This is a genomic window from Actinocrispum wychmicini, from assembly GCF_004345645.1.
In the GTDB taxonomy this organism is placed as follows: domain Bacteria; phylum Actinomycetota; class Actinomycetes; order Mycobacteriales; family Pseudonocardiaceae; genus Kibdelosporangium; species Kibdelosporangium wychmicini.
In genome coordinates, this window is sequence record NZ_SLWS01000001.1 from 1,011,543 (window position 1) to 1,037,892 (window position 26,350).

Sequence of the window (26,350 nt, forward strand, 5' to 3'; positions counted from 1 at the left end):
GCGCGTGAATCCGTCGACCGCACAGGCCATGGTCATCGTCGACGAACTGGCGCGCAACGACGTGCGTGACGTCGTCGTCTGCCCCGGCTCGCGCAACGCGCCGCTGAGCGTGGCCCTGTTCGAGGCGGCCCGGGACGGGCGGCTGCGGCTGCACGTGCGGGTGGACGAGCGCAGCGCCGCGTTCCTCGCCATGGGGCTGATGGTGGCGACCCGCCGGCCGGCCGCGGTGGTGTGCACGTCCGGGACGGCCGTGGCGAACCTGCATCCGGCGGTCCTGGAGTCGTACCACTCGGGCCTCGGGCTGCTGGTGATCACCGCGGACCGGCCGCCGGAGCTGCACGGCAGCGGCGCCAACCAGACGATCGACCAGCGCAACCTGTTCGCGCCCGCGGCGATCCTGGTGGACTTCCCGGTGGCCGAGCGGCGGGCCGGGCTGAACCCGGTGTGGCGCGGCCTGGTGTGCCGGGCGATCGCGCAGGCCGAGTCGGGCCGTCCGGTGCAGGTGAACGTGCCGTTTCGGGAGCCGCTGCTGCCAGGGTTCGCGCACGAGTGGCCGGAGGAGCTGGCCGGCCGCCCGGACGGGGTGCGCTGGACGACGTCGGCGCCGGCCCGTTCGGTGGCCGGCAGCCGGGTGGATTTTCCTTTGCCGGCAAGGACTTTGATGGTCGTCGGCAGTGGCCGTGCGGACCGGGCGGCGGCCGCGTGCGAGGTGGCGACCCGGGCCGGGTGGCCGATCGTGGCTGAACCGGTGGCCACCACCGGAACCGCGGGCGTGATCAGGTGCGGCCCGTTGTTGCTCAACTGTCTTGACCGGGCCACGGACCTGCGGCCGGAGGCGGTCGTGGTGGTCGGCCGGCCCACGTTGTCGCGCGGGGTGCGTGGCCTGATGGGCAAGGCGCCGGTCTACGGGATCGGCGACCATCCACAGTGGACGGACCCGCAGTACGTGGCGATCCACGTCCGCGGCTGGCTGGACACCACGGACATGCCGTACGTCCAGGGCCACGACCCGGACTGGCTGACCGCGTGGCGGACCGCGGCCGACCGCGCGTCGACCGTGGTGGACAAGCTGCTGGAAGAGGAGGAATGGCCGTCCGGGCTGCGGCTCGCGCGGGACGTCCTGGCCGCGCTGCCGACCGGGGCCGTGCTGTTCCTCGGCTCGTCCAACCCGGTCCGGGACGTCGACCTGGTCGCCGAAGCCCGCTCGGACGTGACGATCCACGCCAACCGCGGAGTGGCGGGCATCGACGGGAACGTCTCCACCGCCGCCGGCATCGCCCTGGGCGACCCCGGCCGCCCGGCGTACGCGCTGCTCGGCGACCTGACGTTCCTGCACGACTCGAACGGCCTGCTCATCGGCCCCGAAGAGGCCCGGCCGAACCTCACGGTCGTGGTGCTGAACGACGACGGCGGCGGCATCTTCTCCCTGCTGGAGCAAGGCGCGGCCGAGTACCGCGACAGCTTCGAGCGGGTCTTCGGCACACCGCACGGCGTGGACATGGCCGCCCTCTGCGCCGGGTACCGCGTCCCGCACACAATGGCAACGTCACCTTCGCAACTCCGCGAAGCTCTGGCGACGCCGGACGGTCTGCGCGTCGTCGAAGTCCAATCGGACCGGGCGCGGCTGCGGGACTTGCACGCGCGGCTGCGGGCAGCTGTCTCAGATGCCGTTTTTGGGTAGTCCCGTCCTCTGAGAACCGTACTTCGGCGGGTATTCGCCCACCAGCGGCCTGGCTAGGTTCTAGACCACCTTCGGCATAACCAAAGGGGTCACACAATGTTCCTCAGATCGAGACTGCGGTTAGCCTCCTCCGCGGCAGGGCTCGTCACGGTGCTGTGCGGCGGCGTGGCAGGCGCCGCGCCCGCGCCTGGGGCGGCGGGTGTGGGCGACCCGTACTACCCGAACGCCGGCAACGGTGGTTACAGCATCTCGCACTACAACATCAGGTTGACCTACAACCCGGCGACGGACCTGTTGTCGGGCAACACCACGATCCTGGCCACGGCCACCCAGGACCTGTCCAGCTTCGACCTGGACTTCCTGCTGCCGATCAAGTCGTTGCGGGTGAACAACTTCCTCGCGCAGACACGCACCGCGGCGGTGGGCGAGGTCGTGGTCACGCCGCAGGCCCCGCTCGTCAAGGGCAGCAACATCACCATCGTCGTGGAGTACGCGGGCACACCCTCCACGGTGAAGGACGCGACCGGCTTCACCGCCTGGAAGAAGACCCCCGACGGCGCGCTCGCCAACGACGAGCCGGACATCTCGCCGTGGTGGTACCCGGGCGACAACCACCCCACCCAGAAAGCGACCTACGACGTCTCGGTGGCCGTGCCGAACGGCACCTCCGTGCTGTCCAACGGCACGCTCGTCAGCACCGCCCCGCAGATCAACGGCTGGACCCGGTGGAACTGGCGCAGCACCAAGCCACAGGCGTCGTACCTGACGTACATCGCGGTCGGCAACTTCGAGATCAGGAACGCCGTCGCGACCAACGGCCAGCGGATCATCACCGCGTACAGCGCGAACCTCGGGGACAACGCGGACGCGGCCAAGGCGAGCGTCGAGCGCACCGGTGAGATCATCGAGTTCGAGTCGTCGGTGTTCGGCGACTACCCGTTCGAGGCGCAGGGCGGTGTCGTCAGCCCCGGCATCAACTTCGCACTGGAGAACCAGACCCGTCCGGTGTACTCCAACGCGTTCTTCCGCGCGGGCGCGAACACTTCCGTGATCGCGCACGAGAACGCCCACCAGTGGTTCGGCGACTCCGTGTCAGTGCAGGCGTGGCGGAACATCTGGCTGAACGAGGGTTTCGCGACCTACGCGCAGTACCTGTGGTCCGAGCACGAGGGTGAGGGCACGGCGGCCGAGGTCGCCCAGTACTACTACGACCTGCGTCCGGCGGACGACCCGTTCTGGCAGTTCGTGGTGGCGTCGCCCGGCGCCGGCAACGAGTTCAACAACGCCGTGTACCAACGCGGCGGGATCACGTTGCAGGCCCTGCGCAACAAGATCGGCGACGACAACTTCTTCAACCTGTTGAAGACGTGGACGTCCAGCCACAAGTACGGCAACGGCACCATCGAGCAGTTCATCGCGCTCGCGGAGAAGATCTCCGGCCAGCCGTTGTTCGACTTCTTCCAGACGTGGCTGTTCACCCCCGGCAAGCCGGCCGGCGGGATCGGCAACCCGGCCACCGCGGCGCTGTCCGCGAAGGTGGCCAAAGCCAAGCCCAAGTCCGTCGACCAGATCGATCTGACCCACCAGATCCTCGCGACGGAATCCCACCACTGATGATCACCCGGGGTTTGCCGGTCCCGGCAAACCCCGGGGTTTCACCGGCTACAGTGCCTCGCGTGGGGACAAGGGCGGTGAAGGTTCGGCGGGTGACGGCGATCTCGCTCGTGTCGTTCGGCGGGGTCATCACGTTCCTGGCCGTCCTGCTGTTGATCGGCACCTACCGGCAGGACGTGGCCCTCAACTCGCGGGCCGTCGGCACCACGGCCGAGGTCGTGTCGGTCGCGTTCGACCGCACGCTGGTCCGGTATCAGACCCCGGACGGGGCCGTGCACCTGCCGCCCGACGGCATCTCGTTCCCGAAGGGCCTGCAGGTCGGCCAGATCGTCCAGGTCGAGTACGACGCGGCCCACCCCGACGTGGTGAAAGTGGCCGGGCGAGGGGCGTACCTGGCGTTGTTGCCGGTGGGCACGTTGCTGCTGTTCCTCTGGCTCGTCATCGTGCCTGTGGTGTGGTGGCTCAGGCGCGCTACGCGGTCGCCGTCTCCTGCCACCAGCTGAGCACTTCCTCCGAGACGCCGGGCGCGGCCACGAGCAGGCCGTCCACGGGCAACGCGGCGTCCGATCCGTGCCTGTCCCACACGACGGCGCCTGCCTCGATCGCCAACGCCACCGCGCCGGCCACGTCCCACTCGTGGTAGCTGTGCAGCACCGCGGCCGCCGCGTGCCCTAGCGCCACCTGAGCGATGGCCAGGGCCGCCGAGCCCAGCACCCGCACACCGGCGTGCGCCAACGCGGCACGTTCGATGAACCCACCCATCCCCGGCCACGGACCTGTCCGCGTCAGTTCCGTGCACACGATGGACCGCGCGCACGTGAAGCGGTCCGTTAACGACACCTGCACACCGTTCGCACGGGCCCCACGGCCCCGTGCGGCCGCGTAGATCTGTCCCCGGTACGGATCCGCCACCACACCTACGACCGGCCCTGAGGCGTCCACCAGGGCCAGGCTGTAGGCACACCACGGGACGCCGGCCACGTAGTTGGCCGTGCCGTCCACCGGGTCCACCACCCAGCGGTACTCCGCGTCCTCCGAGCCCAGGTCGGCGCCGAACTCCTGGCCGACCACGGGCATCCCGGGGAACTCGGACGTCAGCACCCGGCGGGTGTGCCGTTCCAGGGTCCGGTCGGTGTCGGTGACCCAGTCGAACGGCGAGTCCTTGCCACTGGGTCGCGCGCCACGTCCGGCGGTTGCCGTGATGACATCCGTCGCGTCGTTGGCCAGCCGGCCGGCCACTTCCAGGGCCCTTGACAGCAGTCCAGGCTCGACTGGCCTGGGCGGGCGCGATGACAAGAGGGTCATGCCGACCTAGAGTGACCGCGCTGGGTGTCCGGCAAACGTCGGGAAGGTGGCCAGCGAAGGATCGCAAGGCCACACGTTGGAAGTTTCGGCTTCGTTCCCCGGCTGGTCACGCGCTCGTCGCCGCTGTGCTCGGATTCGGGATCATCGTGTGGCTCGTGCGAGTCGCCATTGTCACCGAGAGCTTTCTGCCGCAGGTGAACGGCGTGACCAACTCCGTTCTGCGGGTCGTCGAGCACCTGCGCGCACACGGGCACGAGGCGTTGATCGTGGCGCCCGGGCCAGGGCCGGAAGCGTATCTCGACGTTCCGGTCGTCCGGACCCGCGCGGTCGACGTCCCCGTGGTGACGTCGCTGCCGATCGGGGTGGCCGGGCCGAAGGTCACCACCGCCCTGCTGGATTTCGAGCCGGACGTGGTGCACCTGGCGTCGCCGTTCGTGCTCGGCTTCGGCGGCATGCGGGCCGCGCGTCGGCTCGGCGTGCCGACGGTCGCGATCTACCAGACGGACGTCGCCGGGTTCGCCGCCGCGTACGGTCTCGCGCGCGGTGCGCGGGCGGCGTGGCTGTGGATCCGCCGGTTGCACACGTTCGCCGACCGGACGCTGGCGCCGTCGACGGACGCGGTCCAGTCGCTGGTCGCGCACGGGGTGCCGCGCGTTCACCGGTGGGGACGAGGGGTGGACACTGAGCTGTTCAACCCGGTCAGAAGGGACGAAACGCTCCGTTCGGAGCTGGCGCCGAACGGCGAGCTCCTGGTCGGGTACGTCGGCCGGCTGGCCCCGGAGAAGCAGGTGGACCGGCTGGCCGCGCTGAGCGGCATGCCCGACGTGCGGCTGGTGATCGTCGGGGACGGGCCGGACATGGCGCGGCTGCGCGACCGGCTGCCGAACGCCGCGTTCCTGGGTTTCCGGACCGGCGAACCGCTGGCCACCGCGTACGCGAGCCTGGACGTGTTCGTGCACACCGGGCCGCACGAGACGTTCTGCCAGGCCGTGCAGGAGGCGATGGCGTCGGGTGTGCCGGTGATCGCGCCGGACGCGGGCGGCCCGCGTGACCTCGTGCACCACGGCAAGACCGGCTATCTCCTCGGCGACATGCGCGTCCAGTTGGGCCCCGCGGTGGAAGCCCTGCGGGATCCGGCGTTGCGCGAGCGGATGGCGACCGCCGGCCGGCGTGCGGTCACTGGACGCACGTGGTCGGCGGTGTGCGACGAGCTGCTGGGGCACTACGCCGCGGTGACCCGCCTGGCCCAGGCGGCGTGATGCGGGTCGTCCAGCTGGCCAACTTCTACGGTCCGAAGTCCGGCGGGCTGCGCACGGCCCTGCACCACCTCGGCGCCGGCTACTGCGCCCGGGGTCACGAGGTGATCCTGGTCGTCCCGGGCGACGGGCACGCGGACACCCGGATCGCCGGCGGGGTGCGCCGGATCACGTTGCCCGCGCCGCGCATCCCCGGCACCGGCGGCTACCGGGCGGTGGACCCGTGGCGGGTCCGGAAGCTGCTGGAACACCTCAGACCCGACCGGCTGGAGGTCTCCGACCGGCTCACGCTGCGGGGGATGGGCCGCTGGGCCCGGGAGCACGACGTGCCCAGCGTGGTCATCTCGCACGAGCGGCTGGACCGGCTGCTTGAACAGTTCCTGCTGCCGCCGACCTGGGCACGCGGTGTCGCGGACTTCGCGAACCGGCGGATGGCCGCGGCGTACGACACGGTCGTCTGCACCACCGCGTTCGCCCGTGAGGAGTTCGACCGGATCGGCGTCGCCAACGTCCGCCGGGTTCCGCTCGGGGTGGACCTGGCCACGTTCACCCCGGCCCGGCGACGCACCGACCTGCGCCACGATCTGGCGCCGGACGTCGACACCCTGTTGATCCACTGTGGACGTCTCTCGCCGGAGAAGCACGTCGAGCGAAGCGTGGACACGTTGGCGCGACTGCGTTCCGAGGGGCACCGGGCCCGGCTGGTGGTCGCCGGGGACGGGCCGAGTATGAGCTCGTTGCGACGCCGGGCATCCGGCCTGCCCGTGACGTTCCTCGGGTTCGTGCAGAACCGGCACGACGTGGCCGATCTCCTTGCCACAGCGGACATCTCACTCGCGCCAGGTCCACATGAGACATTCGGGCTCGCCGCGCTCGAAGCACTGGCCTCCGGGACGCCGGTGGTGGTGTCCGCGTCGTCCGCGCTGCGGGAGATCGTCCGGCCCGGCTGCGGCGCGGCCGTGGACGACCACGCGGACGCGTTCGCCGGCGCGGTGGCGGACCTGCTGGCCGCCCCGGAGCCCCGGCGACGGGCCGCCGCGCGCGCCCGCGCCGAGGAGTTCAGCTGGCGGTCTTCGGTACACGGCATGCTGAGAGCGCTCAGTCTCGCCTAGAGTCTGGTCATGTCGCGTGCCAGCCTCGAGAAGAAGCCGCGCGAGGTCGCCGAGATGTTCGACGGCGTCGCTCGCCGGTATGACCGGACCAACTCGGTGATGACGTTGGGGTACGACCGGCGCTGGCGCGAGATGACCCGCAGGGCCCTGGACCCGCAGCCCGGCGAGCAGATCCTCGACCTCGCCGCCGGCACCGGCGTCTCCACGGTCGCGTTCGCCCGGACCGGGGCGTGGTGCGTGGCCGCGGACTTCTCGGTCGGCATGCTGCACGGCGGCGACGCCCGTGAGCTGCCCCGAGTCGCCGCCGACGCGATGCGCCTGCCGTTTGCCGACAACTCGTTCGACGCGGTCACCGTCGTCTTCGGCATCCGGAACTTCCACAACACCGTCGAGGCCCTCAAAGAGATGCGGCGGGTGATCAAGCCTGGCGGCCGGTTGCTGGTCTGCGAGTTCTCGCGGCCCAAGTTCCGGCCGTTCCGGTCGGTCTTCTACTGGGGCATGAAGCGGGTCGCGCCGATCATCGCCCGGCTGGTGTCCTCCAACCCGGCGGCCTACCGGTACCTGGGCGAGTCGATCAAGGACTGGCACTCCCAGCTGGGCCTGGCCGAACTGATCGAGGCCGCGGGCTGGGCCGAGGTGGAGTGGATGGACCTGACCTTCGGCGTGGTCGCCCTGCACCGGGCGACCAAGCCGAGGTGACTCAGGTGACCGTCCCGGTCAGGTCCAGGTCCGGGTAGGCCCCGGGCTGCCCGGGAGGTGTCCCGTGCAGGTGGAGCTGCCTGGCCGGACCGGGTTCGTGACCGGCGGCGGTCGGGATGGCGACGTCAGTACTCACCGAGCCGGGCGGGATGTCCACGAACAGGGCCAGCCCGGTCTGCGACAGTGGCCGGGACGGCAACGGATCCTCGCCCGAGTTGAGCAGTAACCACTGCGGGTCGACGTCCGTGGTGGTCAGCTCCGGCCCGGTGGCCGGCGCGACCGGCGTCACGATCCAGTCGACGTCGGCGTCGACGTCAGTGGACAGCCCCACGTGCCAGGCCAGTTTTCCGCCTCGGGAAGTCTCGGCGTTCGCCGGACTGACGGTGATCGCGGGTGGCGGGTCGTCGTTGTCGACCCGGACCACGCCGATGAACGAGCCGACGACCACGCCGCGGGTGGCCTTCGCGAGCGCGACCAGCGGATAGCTCGTGTTCCACCGGGTGTCGCCGACGACCGTCGCGGGCAGGTCGATGGTGTGCTGCCCGGGAGCGACCGTGATGTCGTGCTCGGTGAACACCCGTACGGTCTTGTCGCCCAGGTAGACCTTGAGGGTTCCGCCGCCGTCACCGGTGACCGTGACCGGGATCTGGTACGTCCGCTCGCCGGAGTCGCCTTCCAGCACCGCCAGCACCCCGAGGTCGACCCTGGTCAGCGAAGCCGGCCGCGTGACCGGCAGACCGGGGTACCAGCCGTACGCGTCGACCAGCCAGGCCTCACCGCTGCCGGTCAGCGGCGTGAGTTCCAGTGACGCCACCTGGCCGAGGAACGGTGACACGGGCACACGGACTTCCTGCGCCCAGTACCCCGTCGTGTTGTTCGTCGCGGCCAGGCCGTCGATCGTCACCGCGCCCAAGTTCGTGCGTCTGCCGAAGTTGTCGGTGACGGCAACGGCGAACCGGGTACCGGCGCTGTTCACCGGCACGATGACCCGCATTGCCAGCGCTCGCGCGCCGAACAGCCACACGGGCCGGCTCGGCCGGACCACCGCGGGCGTGCCCGGCGCGGACCACTTCACGTCCACCGCGTCCCGGCCGGACTCGGTCGTGGCCGCGGTGAAGGGCAGGAAGTTCGGGGACTTGAACCTGAGGTCGGCGCCAAGACACGCGTCAGAGGGCGCGACCTGGGCACACAACCGGCCGCTTCCGGTGACCTTGGTGGAGTCGTCCGGCACGACGACCGGAATCCGCCCGGCGCCAAGCGCGTGGCTGAGGACCCGCGCCGGACCTGCGGAAGGTGCGCGAACGCCGGAGCCGTCAAGCAACGGAAGCACGCGGTCGTCACGGGCGAGCAGCAGCCGTGCGGCCGCAGCGGTGTACGTGGCGCCCACGGCTCGTTGCTGGGAGTCCGTCAGGCGGGTGGGCGTGCCCGGCGAGCACAGCGGGTCCGGGTTGGGGTCGAACGAATGGAAGTCGTCGACCGACGGAGCGACGGCCACACCCGGCGTCCACTCACTGTTGAAGAAGTTGTGGTTCGCGCCGTTGACGTACAGCACGCTGTGCAGGGCCGTGCCGCGGCTCACCCCACGCGCCGCGTCCGCGTACTGCTGGCCCTGGAGGTCGGAAACGTCGCCGTCACAGGCCGGCAGGAGGGTGACCGAAGGCACGTCCGGCTCGGGGTCCTGGCCGAACGCCGTCGGCGCGATCAGCACGTCACCCCGGATCGTCCAGCGGACCGGGCTGGTGTCGCCCGGCGGCCGGAAGAGGCTGTCCATGGCCGCCCGGTTGACGCCCTCGCCGCCCCGGGAGTGCCCGACCAGCAACACGTTCGACATGTCGGCGACCGGTGCCTGCCGGACCGCGGCGGGCGCCGACGCGCGGCCCGCCTCTGCCCAGTCCGCCCAGTGCGCGAGATGCTGCCGGACCAGGGACGATCGGGCCTGCGCGCCGCCGTCGAAGGCGTTGAAGTCCAACGCGTTGACGCCGTCTGCGGAGATGGACACCGTCACGTATCCCTGTGACGCCAGGAGTTCTTGGGTCTGCAGGTAGCCGCGGTAGCTGGGGATCATCGCTGTGCCGGCCGGGCACGGCCAGTCGAAGACGGTCACGTTCGGGTTGGCGGGGTTGTAGCAGTACAGGTGCCGGCCGTGCAGGAACAGGACAAGCGGTCGCGGACCGGGCGCGTTCTTCGGCGCGACGACCACGCCCTGCATCTCGATGGGCCCGCCGAGATCCGGCAGGGTGATCGGATCGAGGGCGTACTCACCCGTGACGGTCTGGTACGGCCCCGGCGTTCCAGGGTCGACGGCGTTGACGGGGAGCGGCGACGGCAGCGGCCCGGTCGACTGTTTCTGTAACGACTGTTTCGGCGGGGCGTCCAGGCGTCTGCCCCCTGCCCAGACCTCCAGGGTGCCCGGCTCGACGGCGTGGCCGACCGGCAGGGTGAACGTCCGGTGGTCCTTGGCCGGTCGCGGCCAGCCCAGGAACTGCCCGGTACTGCGGAACTCGATCGCGGCGTCGCCGAACGGCACCGGCTCCGGCGCCGTCCACACCAGTTGGCCACCGGCCGCCGGTGGCCCGGCGCTGGCGGTCGCCGCCGTGCCCAGGGTGAGTGCCGCAGCCAGCATGGTGATCAGGATCTTGCGCATCCGATGCCCCCAAGCCCAGGGTCGCGTGACCTTCCACGGATACCGGGTTTCCGGCCTCGGCCGCGAGTGGCCTGCCCAGTGGACTGCCCGGCCGGGGCGCCGTGTCGCGCCTCACAGGACAGGCACAAAGCTAGAATCGGCGTTCAGACTTAGTGAAAGCCTTCACAAGGAGCCGCATGAGTACCCGACGACGACCAGGTGACGACGCCGAGGTCATCGTCGTCGGCGCCGGCCCGGCCGGCTCCACCGCCGCGGCCTACCTGGCCCGGTCCGGGGTGGACGTGCTGCTCCTGGAGAAGAGCCAGTTCCCGCGCGAGAAGGTGTGCGGCGACGGCCTGACCCCGCGGGGCGTGAAGCAGCTGATCGACCTGGGCGTCGACACCAGCGAGGAAGCCGGCTGGGTGCACAACGACGCCCTGCGGATCATCACCGGCGACCTGGTCCTGCACCTGCCCTGGCCCGAGCTGTCCACGATGCCGCCGTACGGCGTCGCCCGAACCCGCCAGGACTTCGACGAGCTGCTGGCCAAGATCGCCGAACGCGACGGCGCCCGCCTCCAGCAGAACACCACGGTCATGGGCGCGGTCACGTCAGCGACCGGCCGGGTGGTCGGCGTGCGCGCCAAAGTCGGCCCGGACAAGACCGAGGTCACCTACAAAGCACCGCTGGTGCTCGCGTGCGACGGCGTCTCCGCGCGCCTGGCGCTGTCGGTCGGGATCGAGAAGCACGAGAACCGGCCGATGGGTGTCGCCGTCCGCCAGTACTACGCCTCGCCCCGCCACAAGGACGACTTCATCGAAGGCCACCTGGAGCTGTGGGACCGCAGCGACCCGGCGAACCCCCGGCTGCTGCCCGGCTACGGCTGGGTCTTCCCGCTCGGCGACGGCACGGTGAACGTCGGACTGGGGATGCTGTCCACATCGTCCGCCTTCCGTAACACGGACTACCGCGCGCTGCTGCGCCAGTGGCTGGACGGAACCCCGGAGGACTGGGGTTTCCGCGAGGAGAACGCGGTGGGCAAGATCGGCGGCGCGGGCCTGCCGATGGGCTTCAACCGAACCCCCCACTACCAGGACGGCATGCTCCTGCTGGGCGACGCGGGCGGCATGGTCAGCCCCTTCAACGGCGAAGGCATCGCGGCGGCGATGGAGTCGGCCAAGATAGCCGCCGAGTGCGTCCTGCAAGCCCTGGCCCGAAAAGAAGGGCCCTCCCGCGAGCGAGCCCTGCAGGCCTACCCACAGGCAATGAAAGATCTTTACGGTGGCTACTACCGTCTCGGCAATATTTTCGCGAAGATCATCGGAAAACCGAAAATAATGCGGATGGCGACCAAGTACGGCTTGCGCGTGAACGCCCTGATCCCACTGGTCTTCAAAGGCCTGTCCGGCTGCTTCGACCCGAAGGACGGCGACGTGGTCGACCGGATGATCTCGGTGGCCAGCCGGATCGCCCCCTCCCTGCGCTGACCACGGTCGGCTGGCTAAACGCGGTCGGCTTGGTCGCGCCGGTCATTTACGCCCCAGAGCACGCCCGACATCGCCCCGGGCACGGCGGGCCCTAGCCCCAAGCGAAGATGTCGGTCGCGTGGGCTGGGGTGGAAATGATCGGCTTGAGGCGGCCAAGCCCGCCCGAGCGGAGCGAGGGCAATCCAATACAGCACTTGGACATGGTGGGGGTCACAGCGGCGGGGTTGTCGGCGTGGTCCTAGACTCACCGGTGTCCTGTGAATCGCTTCACAAGGTCATGGGATAGCTTGTGAAGACTTTCACAAGCGTGGCGACGAGCGTTCTCGCTGGCTGGGGCGGTCAAAACGCCAACCGGACGGGTGTCTGGTTAGGGCTGCCTAACCACAAGGGGTGTGAGGAAGACCCCTTAGGGTGCCGAGCGAGGCGATCGAGGCGCGGGAAAGGACGGCGACGTCAATGGGCGGCGTGCTGGCACAGGGTGGTGGAACCGAGCTCGGCTCGTACCTGCCGTTTGTGTTCCTGTTCTTGCTCGGGATCGGGTTCGCCGGGGTGTCCGCGGCGATGGGGTCGCTGCTCGGGCCCAAGCGGTACAACCGGGCCAAACTGGACGCCTACGAGTGCGGCATCGAGCCGTCGCCGCAGCCGGTTGTCGGCGGCGGCCGGGTTCCGGTCGCGTACTACCTGACCGCGATGCTGTTCATCCTGTTCGACATCGAAATGGTCTTCCTCTACCCCTTCGCGGTGACCGCGAAGGTGCTGGGCGCGTTCGGCTTGGTGGAGATCGTGCTGTTCATCGCGACCGTCGGTTTCGCCTACGCATACGTGTGGCGGCGGGGCGGACTGGACTGGAACTAGAGGGGGCTTGAAGGTGGGAATCGAAGAGAAGCTCCTGCCCAACGGCGTCATGCTGGCCGGCTTGGAGAAGCTGGTCAACTGGGCGCGGAAGAACTCCGTCTGGCCGGCCACGTTCGGTCTCGCGTGCTGCGCGATCGAGATGATGACCGTCGGCGGCGCGCGGTACGACTACGCGCGGTTCGGCATGGAGCGCTTCAGCGCCAGCCCACGGCAGGCCGACCTGATGATCGTGGCCGGCCGGGTGACCAACAAGATGGCCCCGGTGCTGCGCCAGATCTACGACCAGATGCCCGAGCCCAAGTGGGTCATCGCGATGGGTGTCTGCGCCTCGTCGGGTGGCATGTTCAACAACTACGCCGTCGTGCAGGGGGTCGACCACGTCGTCCCGGTGGACATCTACCTGCCCGGCTGCCCGCCGCGCCCGGAGATGCTCCTGGACGCGATCCTCAAGCTGCACGCGCGGATAATGGAGGAGCCACTCGGCCCGCGGCGCGCGGCGAAGCTTCTCGAAGAGGGCTTCCAGAAGACCGAGCTGATTCCGTCATCCCAGCGGTACGCGCCGAAGAAGAAGGGCTGATCGGGTGACAACACCTGGCGACGAGCAGTCCAGCGCCGGTGACGGCCTGGAAGCCCCCGACACCACGCCGAAACCCGGTGTGGTCGCCGGGAAGTCCCGGCACGGCATGTTCGGCGTCACCGACAGCGGTGACACCTCCGGCTTCGGCGGCCTGCGGCTGCCGGCCTACACCCCGGCCCCGGCGGAACGTCCCTACGGCGGCTGGTTCGACGAGGTCACCGACGAGCTGATGGCCGCGTTCTCCCACCGCGGCATCCCGGCCGAGGCGATCCTGCAGACCACGGTGGACCGCGGCGAGATCACCTACTACGTCGACCGCCAGCACCTGGTGCGGATCTGCACCGCGCTGCGGGACGAGGCCGGGCTGCGGTTCGAGCTGTGCAGCTCGGTGTCCGGTGTGGACTATGGCGTGGACGTGCCGCAGCGGCTGCACTCCGTCTACCACCTGACGTCGATGACGTTCCGGCGGCGCATCCGCCTTGAGGTGTGTGTGGACGTCGAGGACGCGCACGTGCCGAGCGTGGTCGACGTCTACCCGACCGCCGACTGGCAGGAGCGGGAGACGTACGACATGTACGGGATCGTCTACGACGGACATCCCGCGCTGACCCGGATCCTCATGCCGGACGACTGGGACGGCTTCCCCCAGCGCAAGGACTACCCGCTCGGCGGCATTCCCGTGGAGTACAAGGGCGCGGAGATCCCCCCGCCCGACCAGCGGAGGTCTTACTCGTGACCACAACCGACCCGTACGACGCCGACGTACGCGACACCACCGAGGGCCCGATCTACAACGTCGCCGGCGGCGACTGGGACGAGGTCCTCGAAGACGCCACGCACGACGAGCGCATGGTGATCAACCTCGGCCCGCAGCATCCGTCCACGCACGGCGTGCTGCGGATCGTGGTCGAGTTGGAGGGCGAGACGGTCACCCAGACCCGGGTGGTGATCGGCTACCTGCACACCGGGATCGAGAAGAACGTCGAGTACCGGACGTGGACGCAGGGCGTCACCTTCATGACCAGGACGGACTACCTGGCGCCGCTGTCGCACGAGGCCGCCTACTGCATGGCCGTGGAGAAGCTGCTGGGGGTGCAGGCGCCGCGCCGGGCCCAGTTGATCCGCCAGCTCCTGCTGGAGATCAACCGGATCAGCTCGCACTTCGTGTACCTGGCCACCGGTGGCATGGAGCTGGGCTCCACCACCGCCGCCGCGCTCGGGTTCCGCGAGCGTGAGGTGATCCTGGACGTGCTGGAGTACATCACCGGCCTGCGGATGAACCACGCGTTCATCCGGCCCGGCGGGGTCGCGCAGGACCTGCCGCCGGACTGGAAGGACCGGCTGACCGCCTTCGTCAAGACGATGACGGAGCGGATCCGGATGTACCACAAGCTGTTCACCGGCCAGCCGGTGTGGCGCAACCGGCTCAAGGGCGTCGGGTACCTGCCGCTGGACGGCGCGTTGCAGCTCGGCGTCACCGGTCCGGTGCTGCGGTCCGCCGGCCTGGCGTGGGATCTGCGCAAGGTCGAGCCGTACCTGGCGTACGACGAGGTCGACTTCGAGGTGCCGACCTCGACCGAGGCCGACTGCTGGGCCCGCTACCTCCTGCGGATGGAGGAGATGGACCAGTCGCTCAAGATCATCAAGCAGACCATGAAGCTGCTCGAGCCCGGCCCGGTGATGGTGGAGGACAAGAAGATCGCGTGGCCGGCGCAGCTGACCATCGGTCCGGACGGGATGGGCAACTCGCTCGAGCACGTCCGCAAGATCATGGGCCAGTCCATGGAGTCCCTGATCCATCACTTCAAGCTGGTCACCGAGGGCTTCCACGTGCCGGCCGGCCAGGTGTACCTGCCGATCGAGTCGCCGCGCGGCGAGCTCGGCTACCACGTGGTGTCCGACGGCGGCACCAGGCCGTTGCGCGTGCACGCCCGCGAACCAAGCTTCATCAACCTGCAGTCCACGCCCGCCATGACCGAAGGCGGGCTGATCGCGGACCTGATCGCCGCGATCGCTTCCATCGATCCGGTCATGGGTGGTGTGGACCGTTGACCCAGCACATCGAAGCCGAACAGATCGAGTCCCCGGTGACCGAGGACCTGACTGTGTTCGACGGCATCGTCGACAGGGCGCAGGCGATCGTCGCCCGCTACCCGCAGTCCCGCTCGGCGCTGCTGCCCATGCTGCACCTGGTCCAGTCCGTGCAGGGGTACGTCAGCCAGGCGGGCATCATGTTCTGTTCGCGGCAGCTGAAGCTGAGCGCGGCCGAGGTCAGCGCGGTCGTGACGTTCTACACGATGTACAAGCGCAAGCCATGCGGCGAGCACTTGGTCTCCGTGTGCACGAACACGCTGTGCGCGGCGCTCGGTGGCGACGCGATCTACAAGACGCTGCGTGAGCACCTCAGCGAAGACGGGAAACCGTTGGGGCATGAGGAGACCGTGGGCACGCCGGGCGAGCCGGGCTCGATCACCGTCGAGCACGCCGAATGCCTGGCCGCCTGCGACCTCGGCCCGGTCCTGCAGGTCAACTACGAGTTCTACGACAACCAGACGCCCGAGACGGCGGTCGAACTGGTGGACGCCCTGCGGCGCGGCGAGCGGCCGGCGCCGACCCGGGGCGCGCCGCTGACCGACTTCAAGGACGTGTCGCTGCAGCTCGCCGGGTTCTTCGAGCGTCCATCCGATGTGGACGGTCCGTCCGCCGCGACGGAGACGCTGCGGGGCGCCCAACTGGCGCAGGAGCGGGGCTGGACCGCGCCGTCGATGCCGGCCAAGGTCGAGTTCCCCGAGCTGGACAAGAAGTGAGGCTGGGATGAGCACAGTCGACCCGGTGACACCGGTTCTCACCAAGCGCTGGCTGTCGCCGCGCTCGTGGTCCATCCAGACCTACGAGCAGCTGGAGGGCTACACCGCGCTGCGCAAGGCGCTGACCGCCACGCCCGAGCAGATCGTGCAGGTGGTCAAGGACTCCGGCCTGCGCGGCCGCGGCGGCGCGGGCTTCCCGGCCGGCGTGAAGTGGTCCTTCATGCCGCCCAACGAGGACAAGCCGCATTACCTGGTGATCAACGCCGACGAGGGCGAGCCGGGCACCTGCAAGGACATCCCGCTGATGATGGCGGACCCGCACTCGCTGATCGAGGGCTGCGTCATCGCCTCGTACGCGATGCGGTCGCACCACTGCTTCATCTACGTCCGCGGTGAGGTCATCCACTGCATCCGCCGGCTCAACGCGGCCGTCGAGGAGGCCAAGGCCGCCGGATACCTGGGCCGCAACATCCTCGGCTCCGGCTTCGACCTGGAGATCACGGTCCATGCCGGCGCCGGCGCGTACATCTGCGGCGAGGAGACCGCGCTGCTCGACTCGCTCGAAGGGCGACGCGGCCAGCCTCGACTGAAGCCGCCCTTCCCGGCGGCGGCAGGGCTCTACGCGGCACCCACCACAGTGAACAACGTCGAGACCATCGCGTCGGTTCCCTACATCATCAACGGCGGCGCCGACTGGTTCCGCAAGATGGGCACGGAGAAGTCGCCCGGCCCGAAGATCTACTCGATCTCCGGCCACGTGGAGCAGCCCGGCCAGTACGAGTCCCCGCTCGGCACCACCCTGCGCCAGCTGCTGGAGCTCGCGGGCGGCATGAAGGACGGCATCCCGCTGAAGTTCTGGACGCCGGGCGGGTCCTCCACCCCGATGTTCACCGCAGAGCACCTGGATGTTCCGCTCGATTTCGAGGGCGCGGCCGAGGCTGGCTCCATGCTGGGCACCACCGCCGTACAGGTCTTCAACGAGACCGTGTCGGTGCCGTGGGCCGTGATGAAGTGGACCCAGTTCTACAAGCACGAGTCGTGCGGCAAGTGCACTCCGTGCCGCGAGGGCACGTACTGGCTGGTGCAGATCCTGGAGCGGATGGTCGACGGCCACGGCACCGAGGAGGACATCGACACGTTGCTGGACATCTGCGACAACGTGTTGGGCCGCTCGTTCTGCGCGCTCGGTGACGGCGCGGTCAGCCCGATCACCAGCGGCATCCAGTACTTCAAGGACGAGTTCCTCGCGCTGTGCGAGAAGAACCGCAAGCCGGCACTGGCGGGAGCAAGCCGATGACCGTGGCACCGGAGAAGAACGAACTTGTCGTGCCCGAGGGGCATGTCAAGCTCGTCATCGACGGCATCGAGGTGGTCGCCCCCAAGGGCGAGCTGCTGATCCGCACGGCCGAGCGGATGGGCATCACGATCCCCCGGTTCTGCGACCACCCGCTGCTCGACCCGGCCGGCGCGTGCCGCCAGTGCCTGGTCGAGGTCGAGATGGGCGGCCGGCCGATGCCCAAGCCGCAGGCGTCCTGCACGATCACGGTCGCCGACGGGATGAACGTCAAGACCCAGATGACGTCGCCGGTCGCGGACAAGGCCCAGCAGGGCGTGATCGAGCTGCTGCTGATCAACCACCCGTTGGACTGCCCGATCTGCGACAAGGGCGGCGAGTGCCCGCTGCAGAACCAGGCGCTGGCGCACGGCCGCGCGGACTCCCGGTTCGTCGACACCAAGCGGACGTTCCCCAAGCCGATCCCGATCTCCACCCAAGTCCTGCTGGACCGCGAGCGGTGCGTGCTCTGCCAGCGCTGCACCCGGTTCTCCGCGCAGATCGCCGGCGACCCGTTCATCGAACTGCTGGAGCGCGGCGCCGACCAGCAGATCGGGATCGCCGAGGAGAAGCCGTTCCAGTCGTACTTCTCTGGCAACACCATCCAGATCTGCCCGGTGGGCGCCCTGACCAGCGCCGCGTACCGGTTCCGCTCCCGGCCGTTCGACCTGGTGTCCACGCCGAGTGTCTGCGAGCACTGCTCGTCCGGCTGCGCGGAGCGGACGGACTGGCGGCGCGGCAAGGTCACGCGCAAGCTGGCCGGCAACGACCCTGAGGTCAACGAGGAGTGGATCTGCGACAAGGGCCGCTTCGCCTTCCGGTACGCCACCGCGGCCGACCGGTTCACCCGGCCGATGGTTCGCAACAAGGACACCGGTGAGCTGCAGGAAGCGTCCTGGACCGAGGCCCTGCAGGTCGCGGCCGACGCGCTGACGGCCGCCAAGGCGCACGGAGTCGGCGTCCTGCCCGGCGGCCGGCTGACGGTGGAGGACGCGTACGCGTACGCGAAGTTCGCCCGCGTCGCCCTGGGCACCAACGACGTCGACTTCCGCGCCCGGCCGCATTCGGCTGAGGAGTTGGACTTCCTGGCGTCGACCGTGGTCGGCACCACTCCGGACACCGGGGTGACCTTCACGGGTATCGAGGCCGCGCCCGCGGTGCTGTGCGTGGCGTTCGAGCCGGAGGAAGAAGCGCCGATCGTGTTCCTGCGGCTGCGTAAGGCAGCCCGTAAGGGCCGGACCAAGGTGTTCCACATCGGACAGTGGACGTCCCCGGCGGTGGACAAGACCCACGGCACCCTGCTCGCCACCCCGCCCGGCGGCGAGGCGGCGGCCGTCGACGCACTGCCGCAGCACGCCCCGGACGTCACGGAAGCCTTGGGGCAGCCCGGTTCCGTCGTCCTCGTCGGCGAACGCGCGGCACAGGTCCCCGGCCTGTTCTCGGCGTTGCTGCGGCTGGCCGGCAGGACCGGCGCGAAGCTGGCGTGGATCCCCCGGCGCGCCGGGGAACGCGGCGCGGTCGAGGTCGGCGCCCTGCCGACCCTGCTGCCCGGCGGCCGGCTGGTCGCGGACGCGGACGCCCGCGCCGAGGTCGAGCGGGTGTGGGGTCTCGAAGCGGGCGCGTTGCCCACCGAGCCCGGCCGCGACACCGACGGCATCCTGCGGGCCGCCGCCGACGGCGAACTGGCCGCGCTGGTGGTCGGCGGGGTCGACCCGTACGACCTGCCCGACCCACAGCTCGCGCTGAAAGCGTTGCAGCAGGCCGGTTTCGTGCTCAGCCTGGAGCTGCGGCCGAGCGCGGCGACCGACTACGCGGACGTGGTCCTGCCGATCGCGCCCGCGGTCGAGAAGGCCGGTTCGTACGTCAACTGGGAAGGCCGGCGCCGCGAGTTCGGCACCACGCTCGACGGCACGGGCGCGCTGCCCGACTGCCGCGTGCTCGACACGCTCGCGGTCGAGATGGACGCCGACCTCTTCACCCAGACCCCCGCCGCGGCCGCGGGCGACCTCGCCCGGCTCGGCGAATCGGTGCCTCGCAAGGCGACCGCGCCGAGTGAGGAGTCACGTCAGCAGGGTCTGCCGCAGAACGACGGCCAGGTCCTGCTCGCCACCTGGCGGCAGTTGCTGGACAACGGGTCGCTGCAGGCGGACGAGCCGCACCTGGCCGGCACCGCCCGGCGCCCGGTCGCCCGGCTGTCGGCGCACACCGCCGAAGTGCTCGGTGTGGCCGGCGCGGAAGCGGTAACGGTGGCGACCGACCGAGGCTCGGTCACCCTGCCGGTCGAGTACGCGGACGTGCCCGACGGCGTCGTGTGGCTGCCGGGCAACTCCGGCGACGCCACCCTCCGCCGAACCCTCGGCGTCGGCCACGGCGCACCCGTGAACGTGTACGCAGGAGGCACCCAGTGATGACCTGCCCAGCAAGCCGCGCACGAGGGGAGGAACCGTGAGCCACCGGGCACAACTGCTCGCCGACGACCCGATCTGGCTGATCCTGCTCAAGGTCGTGTTCATCTTCCTGTTCGCACTCCTGGTCGCGATGATCTCGGTGTGGGGCGAGCGGCGGATCATCGGCCGGATGCAGAACCGGCCCGGCCCCAACCGGGTCGGCCCGTTCGGTCTGCTCCAACCGATCGCGGACGCGCTCAAGCTGCCGTTCAAGGAAGAGATCATCCCGGTCACCGCGGACAAGCCGGTCTACCGGCTCGCGCCGGTGATCGCGCTGTTCCCGACGTTCCTCGCGTTCGCGGTGATCCCGTTCGGCGGCGAGGTCTCGATCTTCGGGGAACGGACCGTGCTGCAGCTGGTCGACCTGCCGGTCGGCGTGCTCGTGGTGCTGGCGTGCTCGTCCATCGGTGTCTACGGCGTGGTCCTCGCCGGGTGGGCGTCCGGAACGCCGTACCCGCTGCTCGGCGGTCTGCGGTCGGCGGCGCAGGTGATCTCGTACGAGATCGCGATGGGCCTGTCGATCGTCGGTGTCGTGCTCCAGTCGCACTCGCTGGCGCTCGGCGACATCGTCGACTCACAACACGGCCTCTGGTACGCGGTAGCGCTGCTCCCGAGCTTCGTCATCTACGCGATCTCGATGGTCGGCGAGACCAACCGGGCGCCGTTCGACCTGCCCGAGGCCGAGTCCGAGCTGGTCGCCGGCTTCCACACCGAGTACAGCTCGATGAAGTTCGTGATCTTCTACATCGCCGAGTACATCAACATGATCATCGTCTCGGCGGTGGGCACCACGCTGTTCCTCGGCGGCTACATGGCGCCGTGGCCGCTGTCGCTGATCGGCGACAACGTGCTCAACCGCGGCTGGTGGCCGATGCTCTGGTTCATCGGCAAGATCCTGCTGCTGATCTTCGTGTTCATCTGGCTGCGCGGCACGCTCCCCAGGTTCCGCTACGACCAGTTCATGAAGATGGGCTGGAAGTTCCTGGTCCCGATGAACCTGCTGTGGATCATGGTGCTCGCGGTGATCTCCGCGTGGGGCGACCTCGGTACCGGCGGCCGGCTCATCTCCATCGGCTTCGGCGTGGTCGTGCTCGTCGGTGTCGCGATGATGATGCCGGACCGGCGGATCACCGACCCCGGCCGCGTGCCGATGGCCGGCAGCGGCTTCCCGGTGCCGCCGATCGACCTGCAGATCCCCAGCAAACCGCGGCGGACCAGGCAGGGCCGCTCCCGGGCCAGCCGTCGCCAGACCGTCTCTGCGGCGAGTTCGAAGGAGGTCGAGGATGGGTCTGCTTGATCCGGTGAAGGGTTTCGGCGTCACCTTCGCGATGATGTTCAAGAAGGTGGCCACCGAGAAGTACCCGGAGGTCAAGAAGGTCACCGCGGCCCGCTACCACGGCAAACACCAGCTCAACCGGCACCCGGACGGGCTGGAGAAGTGCGTGGGCTGCGAACTCTGCGCGTGGGCCTGCCCGGCGGACGCGATCTTCGTCGAGGGCGGCGACAACACCGAGGAGGAGCGTTACTCCCCGGGTGAGCGCTACGGCAAGGACTACCAGATCAACTACCTGCGGTGCATCGGCTGTGGCCTGTGCATCGAGGCGTGCCCGACCCGCTCGCTGACCATGACCACCGAGCACGAGCTGGCCAACGACAACCGCCAGGTGCTGATCTTCACCAAGGAGGACCTGCTCGCCCCGCTGCTGGCGGGGATGGAGCAGCCGCCGCACCCGATGCGGCTCGGCGAGCACGAGCAGGACTACTACGTGAACGGCCCGGAGCTGGCCAAGGGGGTCCAGCAGTGAACCACCTGCTCCTGGCGCAGGCCGGGGAGATCGCCAAGGTCCCCACCGGCGAGGCGATCATGTTCTGGATCCTCGGCCCGCTCGCGGTGGCCGGCGCGCTCGGCATGATCTTCGCCCGCAACGCCGTGCACTCCGCGCTGTTCCTGGTGCTGACCATGCTCGGCCTCGGTGTGATTTACATGATCCAGCAGGCGCCGTTCCTCGGCTTCGTGCAGATCATCGTCTACACCGGCGCGGTCATGATGCTGTTCCTGTTCGTGCTGATGCTGGTGGGCCGGGACTCCTCGGACTCGGTGGTGGAAGTCCTGCGCGGCCAGCGGGTCACCGCCGCGCTGCTCGGCATCGGCCTCGCCGGCCTGCTGGTCGCCGGGGTGTCCCGGGCGCTCACGTCGGTCCGGCCGGTCGGCCTCAACCAGCCCAACCTGAACGGACGCGGCAACGTCGACGGCGTCGGGCGGCTGCTCTTCTCGGACTTCCTGTTCCCGTTCGAGCTCACGTCGGCCCTGCTGATCACCGCCGCGGTCGGCGCGATGGTGCTGGGGTACCGGGACAAGAGCAGGCGCAAGTCGCAGCGCGAGACAGCCGACGCCCGGTTCCGCGGCGAGCACGACCGCGTGTCGCCCCTGCCCGGCCCAGGTGTGTTCGCCACAGCCAACTCCGTGGCCACCCCGGCGCTGCTGCCGGACGGCTCGGTCGCGCCCGAGTCGCTGTCGCGGATCATCGAGGCCACCGCGTCCGAACGGTTCGCCGAGGACATCGAGTCGGCCGCCGGCCGGCTGCCCGAGGCCGACGCGCACGCGCTCAAGGGGCCCACCGAAGATCTGCTTGCAGGGTCGAGCGTCAACGCTGAGGAGGGTCAGTCGTGACTCCCACGTACTACCTGGTGCTCTCCGCGCTGCTGTTCACCATCGGCGCGGTCGGCGTCCTGGTCCGGCGCAACGCCATCGTGGTGTTCATGTGCGTCGAGCTGATGCTCAACGCGGTGAACCTGACACTGGTCACGTTCGCCCGGATCAACGGCTCACTGGACGGCCAGGTGATGGCGTTCTTCGTGATGGTCGTGGCCGCCGCCGAGGTCGTGGTCGGTCTCGCGATCATCATGTCCATCTTCCGCACGAGGCGGACGTCCTCCGTGGACGACGCGAACTTGCTGAAGTACTAAGGGGTATAGCAGGTGACCCAGACTCTCGACCTCGCCGCGGGCGAGGTGGCCAAGGCGTCCGGCGGCCTGGCCGGATCCGCGTGGATCCTGATCGCGTTGCCCGCGCTCGGCGCGCTCGTGCTGTTGGTCGGCGGCAAGCGGACCAACGCGTGGGGCCACCTGTTCGGCATCCTCACAGTGGTCGGCGCGTTCGCCTACGGCCTCGCGTTGTTCTTCAACACCACGTCGCTCGCTGACGCGGACCGGGTCCGGGAAACCAGCGTGTTCTCGTGGATCCACGTCAACCAGCTGAACGTCGACTTCGGACTGCGGATCGACCCGCTGTCGGTCACGTTCGTGCTGCTGATCACCGGCGTCGGCGCGTTGATCCACATCTACTCGGTCGGCTACATGGCCGACGACGACGGCAGGCGCAGGTTCTTCGGATACCTCAACCTGTTCGTCGCGGCCATGCTGATCCTGGTGCTGGGCAACAGCTTCGTGACGCTGTACCTCGGCTGGGAAGGCGTAGGCCTGGCGTCCTACCTGCTGATCGGCTGGTATCAGAACCGCCCGTCCGCGGCCACCGCCGCGAAGAAGGCGTTCCTGATGAACCGCGTCGGTGACGTGGGCCTGGCCGTGGCGATCTTCCTGCTGTTCAAGAACCTCGGCACCACCCAGTACACCGAGGTCTTCGCCCGGATCCACGAGCTGTCCCCCGGCACGATCACCGCGATCGCGATCCTGCTGCTGCTCGGCGCCTGCGGCAAGTCCGGCCAGTTCCCGCTCCAGGCGTGGTTGCCGGACGCGATGGAAGGCCCGACCCCGGTCTCCGCCCTGATCCACGCGGCGACGATGGTGACCGCGGGCGTGTACCTCATCGCCCGCACGAACCCGATCTACAACCTGACGCCGGACGGCCAGCTGGTCGTGGTCATCATCGGCGCGATCACACTGCTGATCGGGTGCGTCATCGGCTGCGCTTACGACGACATCAAGAAAGTCCTCGCGTACTCCACGGTCTCCCAGATCGGCTACATGATCCTCGCGGTCGGCCTCGGCCCGGTCGGGTACGCGCTGGGCATCATGCACCTGCTGGCGCACGGCTTCTTCAAGGCCGGACTGTTCCTCGGCGCCGGTTCGGTGATGCATGCCATGAAGGACGAAGTGGACATGCGCAAGTTCGGCGGCCTGGCCCGGACCATGCCGATCACGTTCGTCACGTTCGGTCTCGGCTACCTGGCGCTGATCGGCTTCCCGTTCCTCTCCGGCTTCTACACCAAGGACGCCATCATCGAGGCGGCCTTCGGTCAGGAGGGCTGGCGTGGCTGGGTGTTCGGCGGCGCGGCCGCCCTGGGCGCCCTGCTCACCGCGTTCTACATGACGCGCCTGATGTTCATGACGTTCTTCGGCAAGAAGCGCTGGAAGGACCTGAAGGCCGCGGACGGCTCGGACTTCCACCCGCACGAGTCCAAGCCGGTGATGTGGATCCCGATGGCCGTCCTGGCGATCGGGTCGATCGGCGCCGGTGCGTTCCTGGCCATCGGCGACCGGTTCACCGACTGGCTCGCTCCGTCGGTCGGCAAGCGCGTCGAGGTCGAGCACCTGCTGATCCCGAAGGAACTGATCGAATGGGGCTCGGTCGGGCTCATGGTCATCGGTGCCGTGCTGGCCTGGCTGTTCGTCGGCCGTAAGGACGTCCCGGTGGTCAAGCCGGCCCGGGTGTCGCCGGTGGTCCGGGCGGCCCGTGCGGACCTGTACGGCAACGCGCTGAACGAAGCCCTGATCGCCAAGCCGGGCACCTGGCTGGCCCGCGCCCTGGTCTTCTTCGACAACAAGGGTGTCGACGGCCTGGTGAACGGGATCGCGGCCTCGTTCGGCGGCAGCTCCGGCAGACTTCGCCGGCTGCAGACCGGCTTCGTGCGTTCGTACGCGTTGAGCATGCTGGCAAGCGGGATCCTCGTGGTCGCCGCGCTGCTGATGGTGAGGTTCTCGTAATGAACGTTGTTCCGGCGGCCGCGGGCACGTCGAGCGGCGGCTCCGCGTTGCTACTCGCCCTGCTTTTGCTGCCGTTGCTCGGCGGCATCGTGGTGGCGTTCCTGCGCGACGACCGCACGGCGAAGCTGACCGCGCTGACGGTCTCGATCGTCGAGCTGATCCTCGTCGTCCCGGCCTGGATCACTTACGTGCCAACGGGTGCGCGGCTGCAGCTGACCCTGTCGGTGGACTGGATCCCGTCGTTCGGCGTGCACTTCTCGCTCGGCATCGACGGCATCGCGCTGACGATGATCGCGCTGATCGGCGTGCTCACCCCGATCGTGATCGGCGGCTCGTGGGCCGACAAACTGCCTGAAGGCCGTAGCGCGGCAGGCTTCTACTCGCTGCTGCTGGTCATGCAGGCCGGCATGGTCGGCGTCTTCGCCGCCACGGACGTCTTCCTGTTCTACGTGTTCTTCGAGGCCGTCCTGGTCCCGATGTACTTCCTGATCGGCCGGTTCGGCGGGCCGCGCCGGCAGTACGCGGCCATGAAGTTCTTCCTGTACTCGCTGCTCGGCGGGCTGATCATGCTCGCGTCGGTGATCGGCCTGTACGTGGTCAGCGCCGACTACAACAACGGCGTCGGCAGCCTGGACTGGACGACGCTGGCGCGGGTCATGCACAACGCCCCGACGAACACGCAGATCTGGCTGTTCCTCGGCTTCTTCGTCGCCTTCGCGATCAAGGCGCCGCTGGTGCCGCTGCACACCTGGCTGCCGGACGCGACCGCCGAGTCGCCGGTCGGCACCGGTGTCCTGCTGGTCGGCGTGCTGGACAAGATCGGCACGTTCGGCTTCCTGCGCTACTGCCTGCCGCTGTTCCCGGCCGCCAGCAAGGACCTCGCGCCGCTGGTGCTGGTCCTGTCGGTCGCCGGCATCCTGTACGGCGCGCTGCTCGCCGCCGGCCAGAACGACATGAAGCGGCTGATGGCGTACATCTCCATCGCCCACTTCGGGTTCATCGGCCTGGGCATCTTCGCCTTCTCGACGCAGTCGATCGCCGGCGCGTCGCTGTACATGGTCAACCACGGTCTCGCCACCGGCATGCTGTTCCTCGCGGTCGGCATGGTCGTTTCCCGCGGCGGCTCGCGGCAGATCTCCGACTACGGCGGTCTGGCCAAACTCACTCCCTTGCTGGCCGGCCTGTTCCTGTTCGCCGGCCTGTCCGCGCTCTCACTGCCTGGAACGAACTCGTTCGTGTCCGAGTTCCTCGTACTCGTGGGTTCGTACCCGAACGCCCCGGTGTACGCGATCCTGGGCGCGGTCGGCATGATCCTGGCCGCGTTGTACGTGCTCTGGGCGTACCAACGGGTCTTCCAGGGTCCGGTCCGCGGCAACGCCCTGGTGGGCCTCGCCGGCGGGCCTGGCGCCGCGGGTGATCCGGCCAAGGTCGGGCTGAAGGACCTGAACATCCGGGAGAGGGTCGTCATGGCGCCGCTGGTGGCGCTGATCCTGTTCCTCGGCTTCTACCCCGCCCCGGTGCTGAACGTGCTTCAGCCGACGGTGGACGCAACGCTGAGTTCGGTCGGCCTGGCCGATCCGGTGGGAGGCAAGTGACGTGTCCGGAGTTCT

The 26,350-nt window shown here is 69.3% G+C and carries 22 protein-coding genes; 20 read left to right on the forward strand and 2 right to left on the reverse strand.

From position 1 onward, the window contains the following. Nucleotides 1–4: 4 nt before the first annotated feature. The 3 genes from menD (at nucleotide 5) to EV192_RS05125 (ending at nucleotide 3,798) form a co-directional block, all read left to right on the forward strand. Nucleotides 5–1,681: a 2-succinyl-5-enolpyruvyl-6-hydroxy-3-cyclohexene-1-carboxylic-acid synthase gene (gene menD / locus EV192_RS05115; protein ID WP_132111550.1), complete on the forward strand. Its 1,677-nt coding sequence runs from the start codon at nucleotides 5–7 to the stop codon at nucleotides 1,679–1,681. Nucleotides 1,682–1,777: 96 nt separating this feature from the next. Beyond that, on the forward strand, nucleotides 1,778–3,295 hold the full coding sequence (locus tag EV192_RS05120; RefSeq protein ID WP_132111552.1) for a M1 family metallopeptidase: 1,518 nt from the start codon (nucleotides 1,778–1,780) through the stop codon (nucleotides 3,293–3,295). A 62-nt stretch (nucleotides 3,296–3,357) separates the two neighbouring features. Beyond that, the gene (locus EV192_RS05125) at nucleotides 3,358–3,798 is read left to right on the forward strand and encodes a DUF3592 domain-containing protein (protein ID WP_132111554.1); all 441 of its coding nucleotides are present in this window, start codon (nucleotides 3,358–3,360) and stop codon (nucleotides 3,796–3,798) included. Here EV192_RS05125 and EV192_RS05130 read toward each other — a convergent pair. After that, nucleotides 3,767–4,600: an inositol monophosphatase family protein gene (locus EV192_RS05130; RefSeq protein WP_132111556.1), complete on the reverse strand. Its 834-nt coding sequence runs from the start codon at nucleotides 4,598–4,600 to the stop codon at nucleotides 3,767–3,769. The two genes, EV192_RS05125 and EV192_RS05130, sit on opposite strands and share 32 nt — an antisense overlap. Before the next feature lie 155 nt (nucleotides 4,601–4,755). Between EV192_RS05130 and EV192_RS05135 the strand changes: the two genes are divergently transcribed. The 3 genes from EV192_RS05135 to EV192_RS05145 are packed head-to-tail and all read left to right on the forward strand — an operon-like array spanning nucleotide 4,756 to nucleotide 7,667. After that, on the forward strand, nucleotides 4,756–5,859 hold the full coding sequence (locus EV192_RS05135; RefSeq protein ID WP_207925886.1) for a glycosyltransferase family 4 protein: 1,104 nt from the start codon (nucleotides 4,756–4,758) through the stop codon (nucleotides 5,857–5,859). Continuing rightward, nucleotides 5,859–6,968: a glycosyltransferase gene (locus tag EV192_RS05140; protein ID WP_132111560.1), complete on the forward strand. Its 1,110-nt coding sequence runs from the start codon at nucleotides 5,859–5,861 to the stop codon at nucleotides 6,966–6,968. The genes EV192_RS05135 and EV192_RS05140 overlap by 1 nt, the downstream gene beginning before the upstream one ends. A gap of 9 nt (nucleotides 6,969–6,977) precedes the next feature. Beyond that, on the forward strand, nucleotides 6,978–7,667 hold the full coding sequence (locus EV192_RS05145) for a demethylmenaquinone methyltransferase (RefSeq protein ID WP_132111562.1): 690 nt from the start codon (nucleotides 6,978–6,980) through the stop codon (nucleotides 7,665–7,667). Between the two features lies 1 nt (nucleotide 7,668). Here EV192_RS05145 and EV192_RS05150 read toward each other — a convergent pair whose 3' ends face one another. Continuing rightward, nucleotides 7,669–10,311, reverse strand: a complete 2,643-nt coding sequence (locus EV192_RS05150; RefSeq protein WP_207925887.1) for an alpha/beta hydrolase family protein — start codon at nucleotides 10,309–10,311, stop codon at nucleotides 7,669–7,671. 176 nt (nucleotides 10,312–10,487) lie between these two features. On the opposite strand from EV192_RS05150, the gene EV192_RS05155 reads away from it, so the two are divergent. From EV192_RS05155 to EV192_RS05220, 14 genes are all read left to right on the forward strand, one after another. After that, on the forward strand, nucleotides 10,488–11,777 hold the full coding sequence (locus EV192_RS05155) for a geranylgeranyl reductase family protein (protein WP_132111564.1): 1,290 nt from the start codon (nucleotides 10,488–10,490) through the stop codon (nucleotides 11,775–11,777). Nucleotides 11,778–12,233: 456 nt separating this feature from the next. Beyond that, nucleotides 12,234–12,632 carry an NADH-quinone oxidoreductase subunit A gene (locus EV192_RS05160; protein WP_132113023.1) on the forward strand — a complete coding sequence of 133 codons (399 nt, stop codon included), beginning with the start codon at nucleotides 12,234–12,236 and terminating at the stop codon, nucleotides 12,630–12,632. Between the two features lie 13 nt (nucleotides 12,633–12,645). Continuing rightward, nucleotides 12,646–13,209: a NuoB/complex I 20 kDa subunit family protein gene (locus tag EV192_RS05165; protein ID WP_132111566.1), complete on the forward strand. Its 564-nt coding sequence runs from the start codon at nucleotides 12,646–12,648 to the stop codon at nucleotides 13,207–13,209. Between the two features lie 4 nt (nucleotides 13,210–13,213). Beyond that, nucleotides 13,214–13,945, forward strand: a complete 732-nt coding sequence (locus EV192_RS05170; RefSeq protein WP_132111568.1) for an NADH-quinone oxidoreductase subunit C — start codon at nucleotides 13,214–13,216, stop codon at nucleotides 13,943–13,945. Beyond that, nucleotides 13,942–15,261, forward strand: a complete 1,320-nt coding sequence (locus EV192_RS05175) for an NADH-quinone oxidoreductase subunit D (protein ID WP_132111570.1) — start codon at nucleotides 13,942–13,944, stop codon at nucleotides 15,259–15,261. The genes EV192_RS05170 and EV192_RS05175 overlap by 4 nt, the downstream gene beginning before the upstream one ends. A 35-nt stretch (nucleotides 15,262–15,296) precedes the next feature. Continuing rightward, a complete protein-coding gene (nuoE, locus tag EV192_RS05180) occupies nucleotides 15,297–16,016 on the forward strand; it encodes an NADH-quinone oxidoreductase subunit NuoE (protein WP_243726709.1) in 720 nt (239 codons plus the stop codon). Between the two features lie 7 nt (nucleotides 16,017–16,023). Continuing rightward, the gene (nuoF, locus tag EV192_RS05185; protein ID WP_132111574.1) at nucleotides 16,024–17,313 is read left to right on the forward strand and encodes an NADH-quinone oxidoreductase subunit NuoF; all 1,290 of its coding nucleotides are present in this window, start codon (nucleotides 16,024–16,026) and stop codon (nucleotides 17,311–17,313) included. Beyond that, nucleotides 17,310–19,757 carry an NADH-quinone oxidoreductase subunit G gene (locus EV192_RS05190; RefSeq protein WP_132111576.1) on the forward strand — a complete coding sequence of 816 codons (2,448 nt, stop codon included), beginning with the start codon at nucleotides 17,310–17,312 and terminating at the stop codon, nucleotides 19,755–19,757. The genes nuoF and EV192_RS05190 overlap by 4 nt, the downstream gene beginning before the upstream one ends. A 37-nt stretch (nucleotides 19,758–19,794) precedes the next feature. Further along, a complete protein-coding gene (gene nuoH / locus EV192_RS05195; protein ID WP_132111578.1) occupies nucleotides 19,795–21,093 on the forward strand; it encodes an NADH-quinone oxidoreductase subunit NuoH in 1,299 nt (432 codons plus the stop codon). Continuing rightward, nucleotides 21,080–21,601: an NADH-quinone oxidoreductase subunit NuoI gene (gene nuoI / locus EV192_RS05200; protein ID WP_132111580.1), complete on the forward strand. Its 522-nt coding sequence runs from the start codon at nucleotides 21,080–21,082 to the stop codon at nucleotides 21,599–21,601. The genes nuoH and nuoI overlap by 14 nt, the downstream gene beginning before the upstream one ends. Before the next feature lie 5 nt (nucleotides 21,602–21,606). Beyond that, nucleotides 21,607–22,467 (forward strand): NADH-quinone oxidoreductase subunit J, encoded by an 861-nt coding sequence (locus tag EV192_RS05205; protein WP_165960273.1) that lies wholly within the window; start codon nucleotides 21,607–21,609, stop codon nucleotides 22,465–22,467. Next, nucleotides 22,464–22,763 carry an NADH-quinone oxidoreductase subunit NuoK gene (gene nuoK, locus EV192_RS05210; protein ID WP_132111584.1) on the forward strand — a complete coding sequence of 100 codons (300 nt, stop codon included), beginning with the start codon at nucleotides 22,464–22,466 and terminating at the stop codon, nucleotides 22,761–22,763. The genes EV192_RS05205 and nuoK overlap by 4 nt, the downstream gene beginning before the upstream one ends. A 66-nt stretch (nucleotides 22,764–22,829) precedes the next feature. Then, nucleotides 22,830–24,740, forward strand: coding sequence for an NADH-quinone oxidoreductase subunit L (gene nuoL, locus EV192_RS05215; protein ID WP_132113025.1), 1,911 nt, complete (start codon nucleotides 22,830–22,832; stop codon nucleotides 24,738–24,740). Continuing rightward, a complete protein-coding gene (locus tag EV192_RS05220; protein WP_132111586.1) occupies nucleotides 24,740–26,335 on the forward strand; it encodes an NADH-quinone oxidoreductase subunit M in 1,596 nt (531 codons plus the stop codon). The genes nuoL and EV192_RS05220 overlap by 1 nt, the downstream gene beginning before the upstream one ends. Nucleotides 26,336–26,350: the final 15 nt, after the last annotated feature.

Bases quoted from the DNA above. Each gene is read 5' to 3' on its own strand.
- EV192_RS05150 (WP_207925887.1), bottom strand. From the start codon at position 10,311: ATGCGCAAGATCCTGATCACCATGCTGGCTGCGGCACTCACCCTGGGC.
- EV192_RS05120 (WP_132111552.1), top strand. From the start codon at position 1,778: ATGTTCCTCAGATCGAGACTGCGGTTAGCCTCCTCCGCGGCAGGGCTC.
- nuoI (WP_132111580.1), top strand. From the start codon at position 21,080: ATGGGTCTGCTTGATCCGGTGAAGGGTTTCGGCGTCACCTTCGCGATG.
- nuoF (WP_132111574.1), top strand. From the start codon at position 16,024: ATGAGCACAGTCGACCCGGTGACACCGGTTCTCACCAAGCGCTGGCTG.
- EV192_RS05190 (WP_132111576.1), top strand. From the start codon at position 17,310: ATGACCGTGGCACCGGAGAAGAACGAACTTGTCGTGCCCGAGGGGCAT.
- EV192_RS05130 (WP_132111556.1), bottom strand. From the start codon at position 4,600: ATGACCCTCTTGTCATCGCGCCCGCCCAGGCCAGTCGAGCCTGGACTG.
- EV192_RS05155 (WP_132111564.1), top strand. From the start codon at position 10,488: ATGAGTACCCGACGACGACCAGGTGACGACGCCGAGGTCATCGTCGTC.
- EV192_RS05140 (WP_132111560.1), top strand. From the start codon at position 5,859: ATGCGGGTCGTCCAGCTGGCCAACTTCTACGGTCCGAAGTCCGGCGGG.
- EV192_RS05160 (WP_132113023.1), top strand. From the start codon at position 12,234: ATGGGCGGCGTGCTGGCACAGGGTGGTGGAACCGAGCTCGGCTCGTAC.
- EV192_RS05220 (WP_132111586.1), top strand. From the start codon at position 24,740: ATGAACGTTGTTCCGGCGGCCGCGGGCACGTCGAGCGGCGGCTCCGCG.
- EV192_RS05145 (WP_132111562.1), top strand. From the start codon at position 6,978: ATGTCGCGTGCCAGCCTCGAGAAGAAGCCGCGCGAGGTCGCCGAGATG.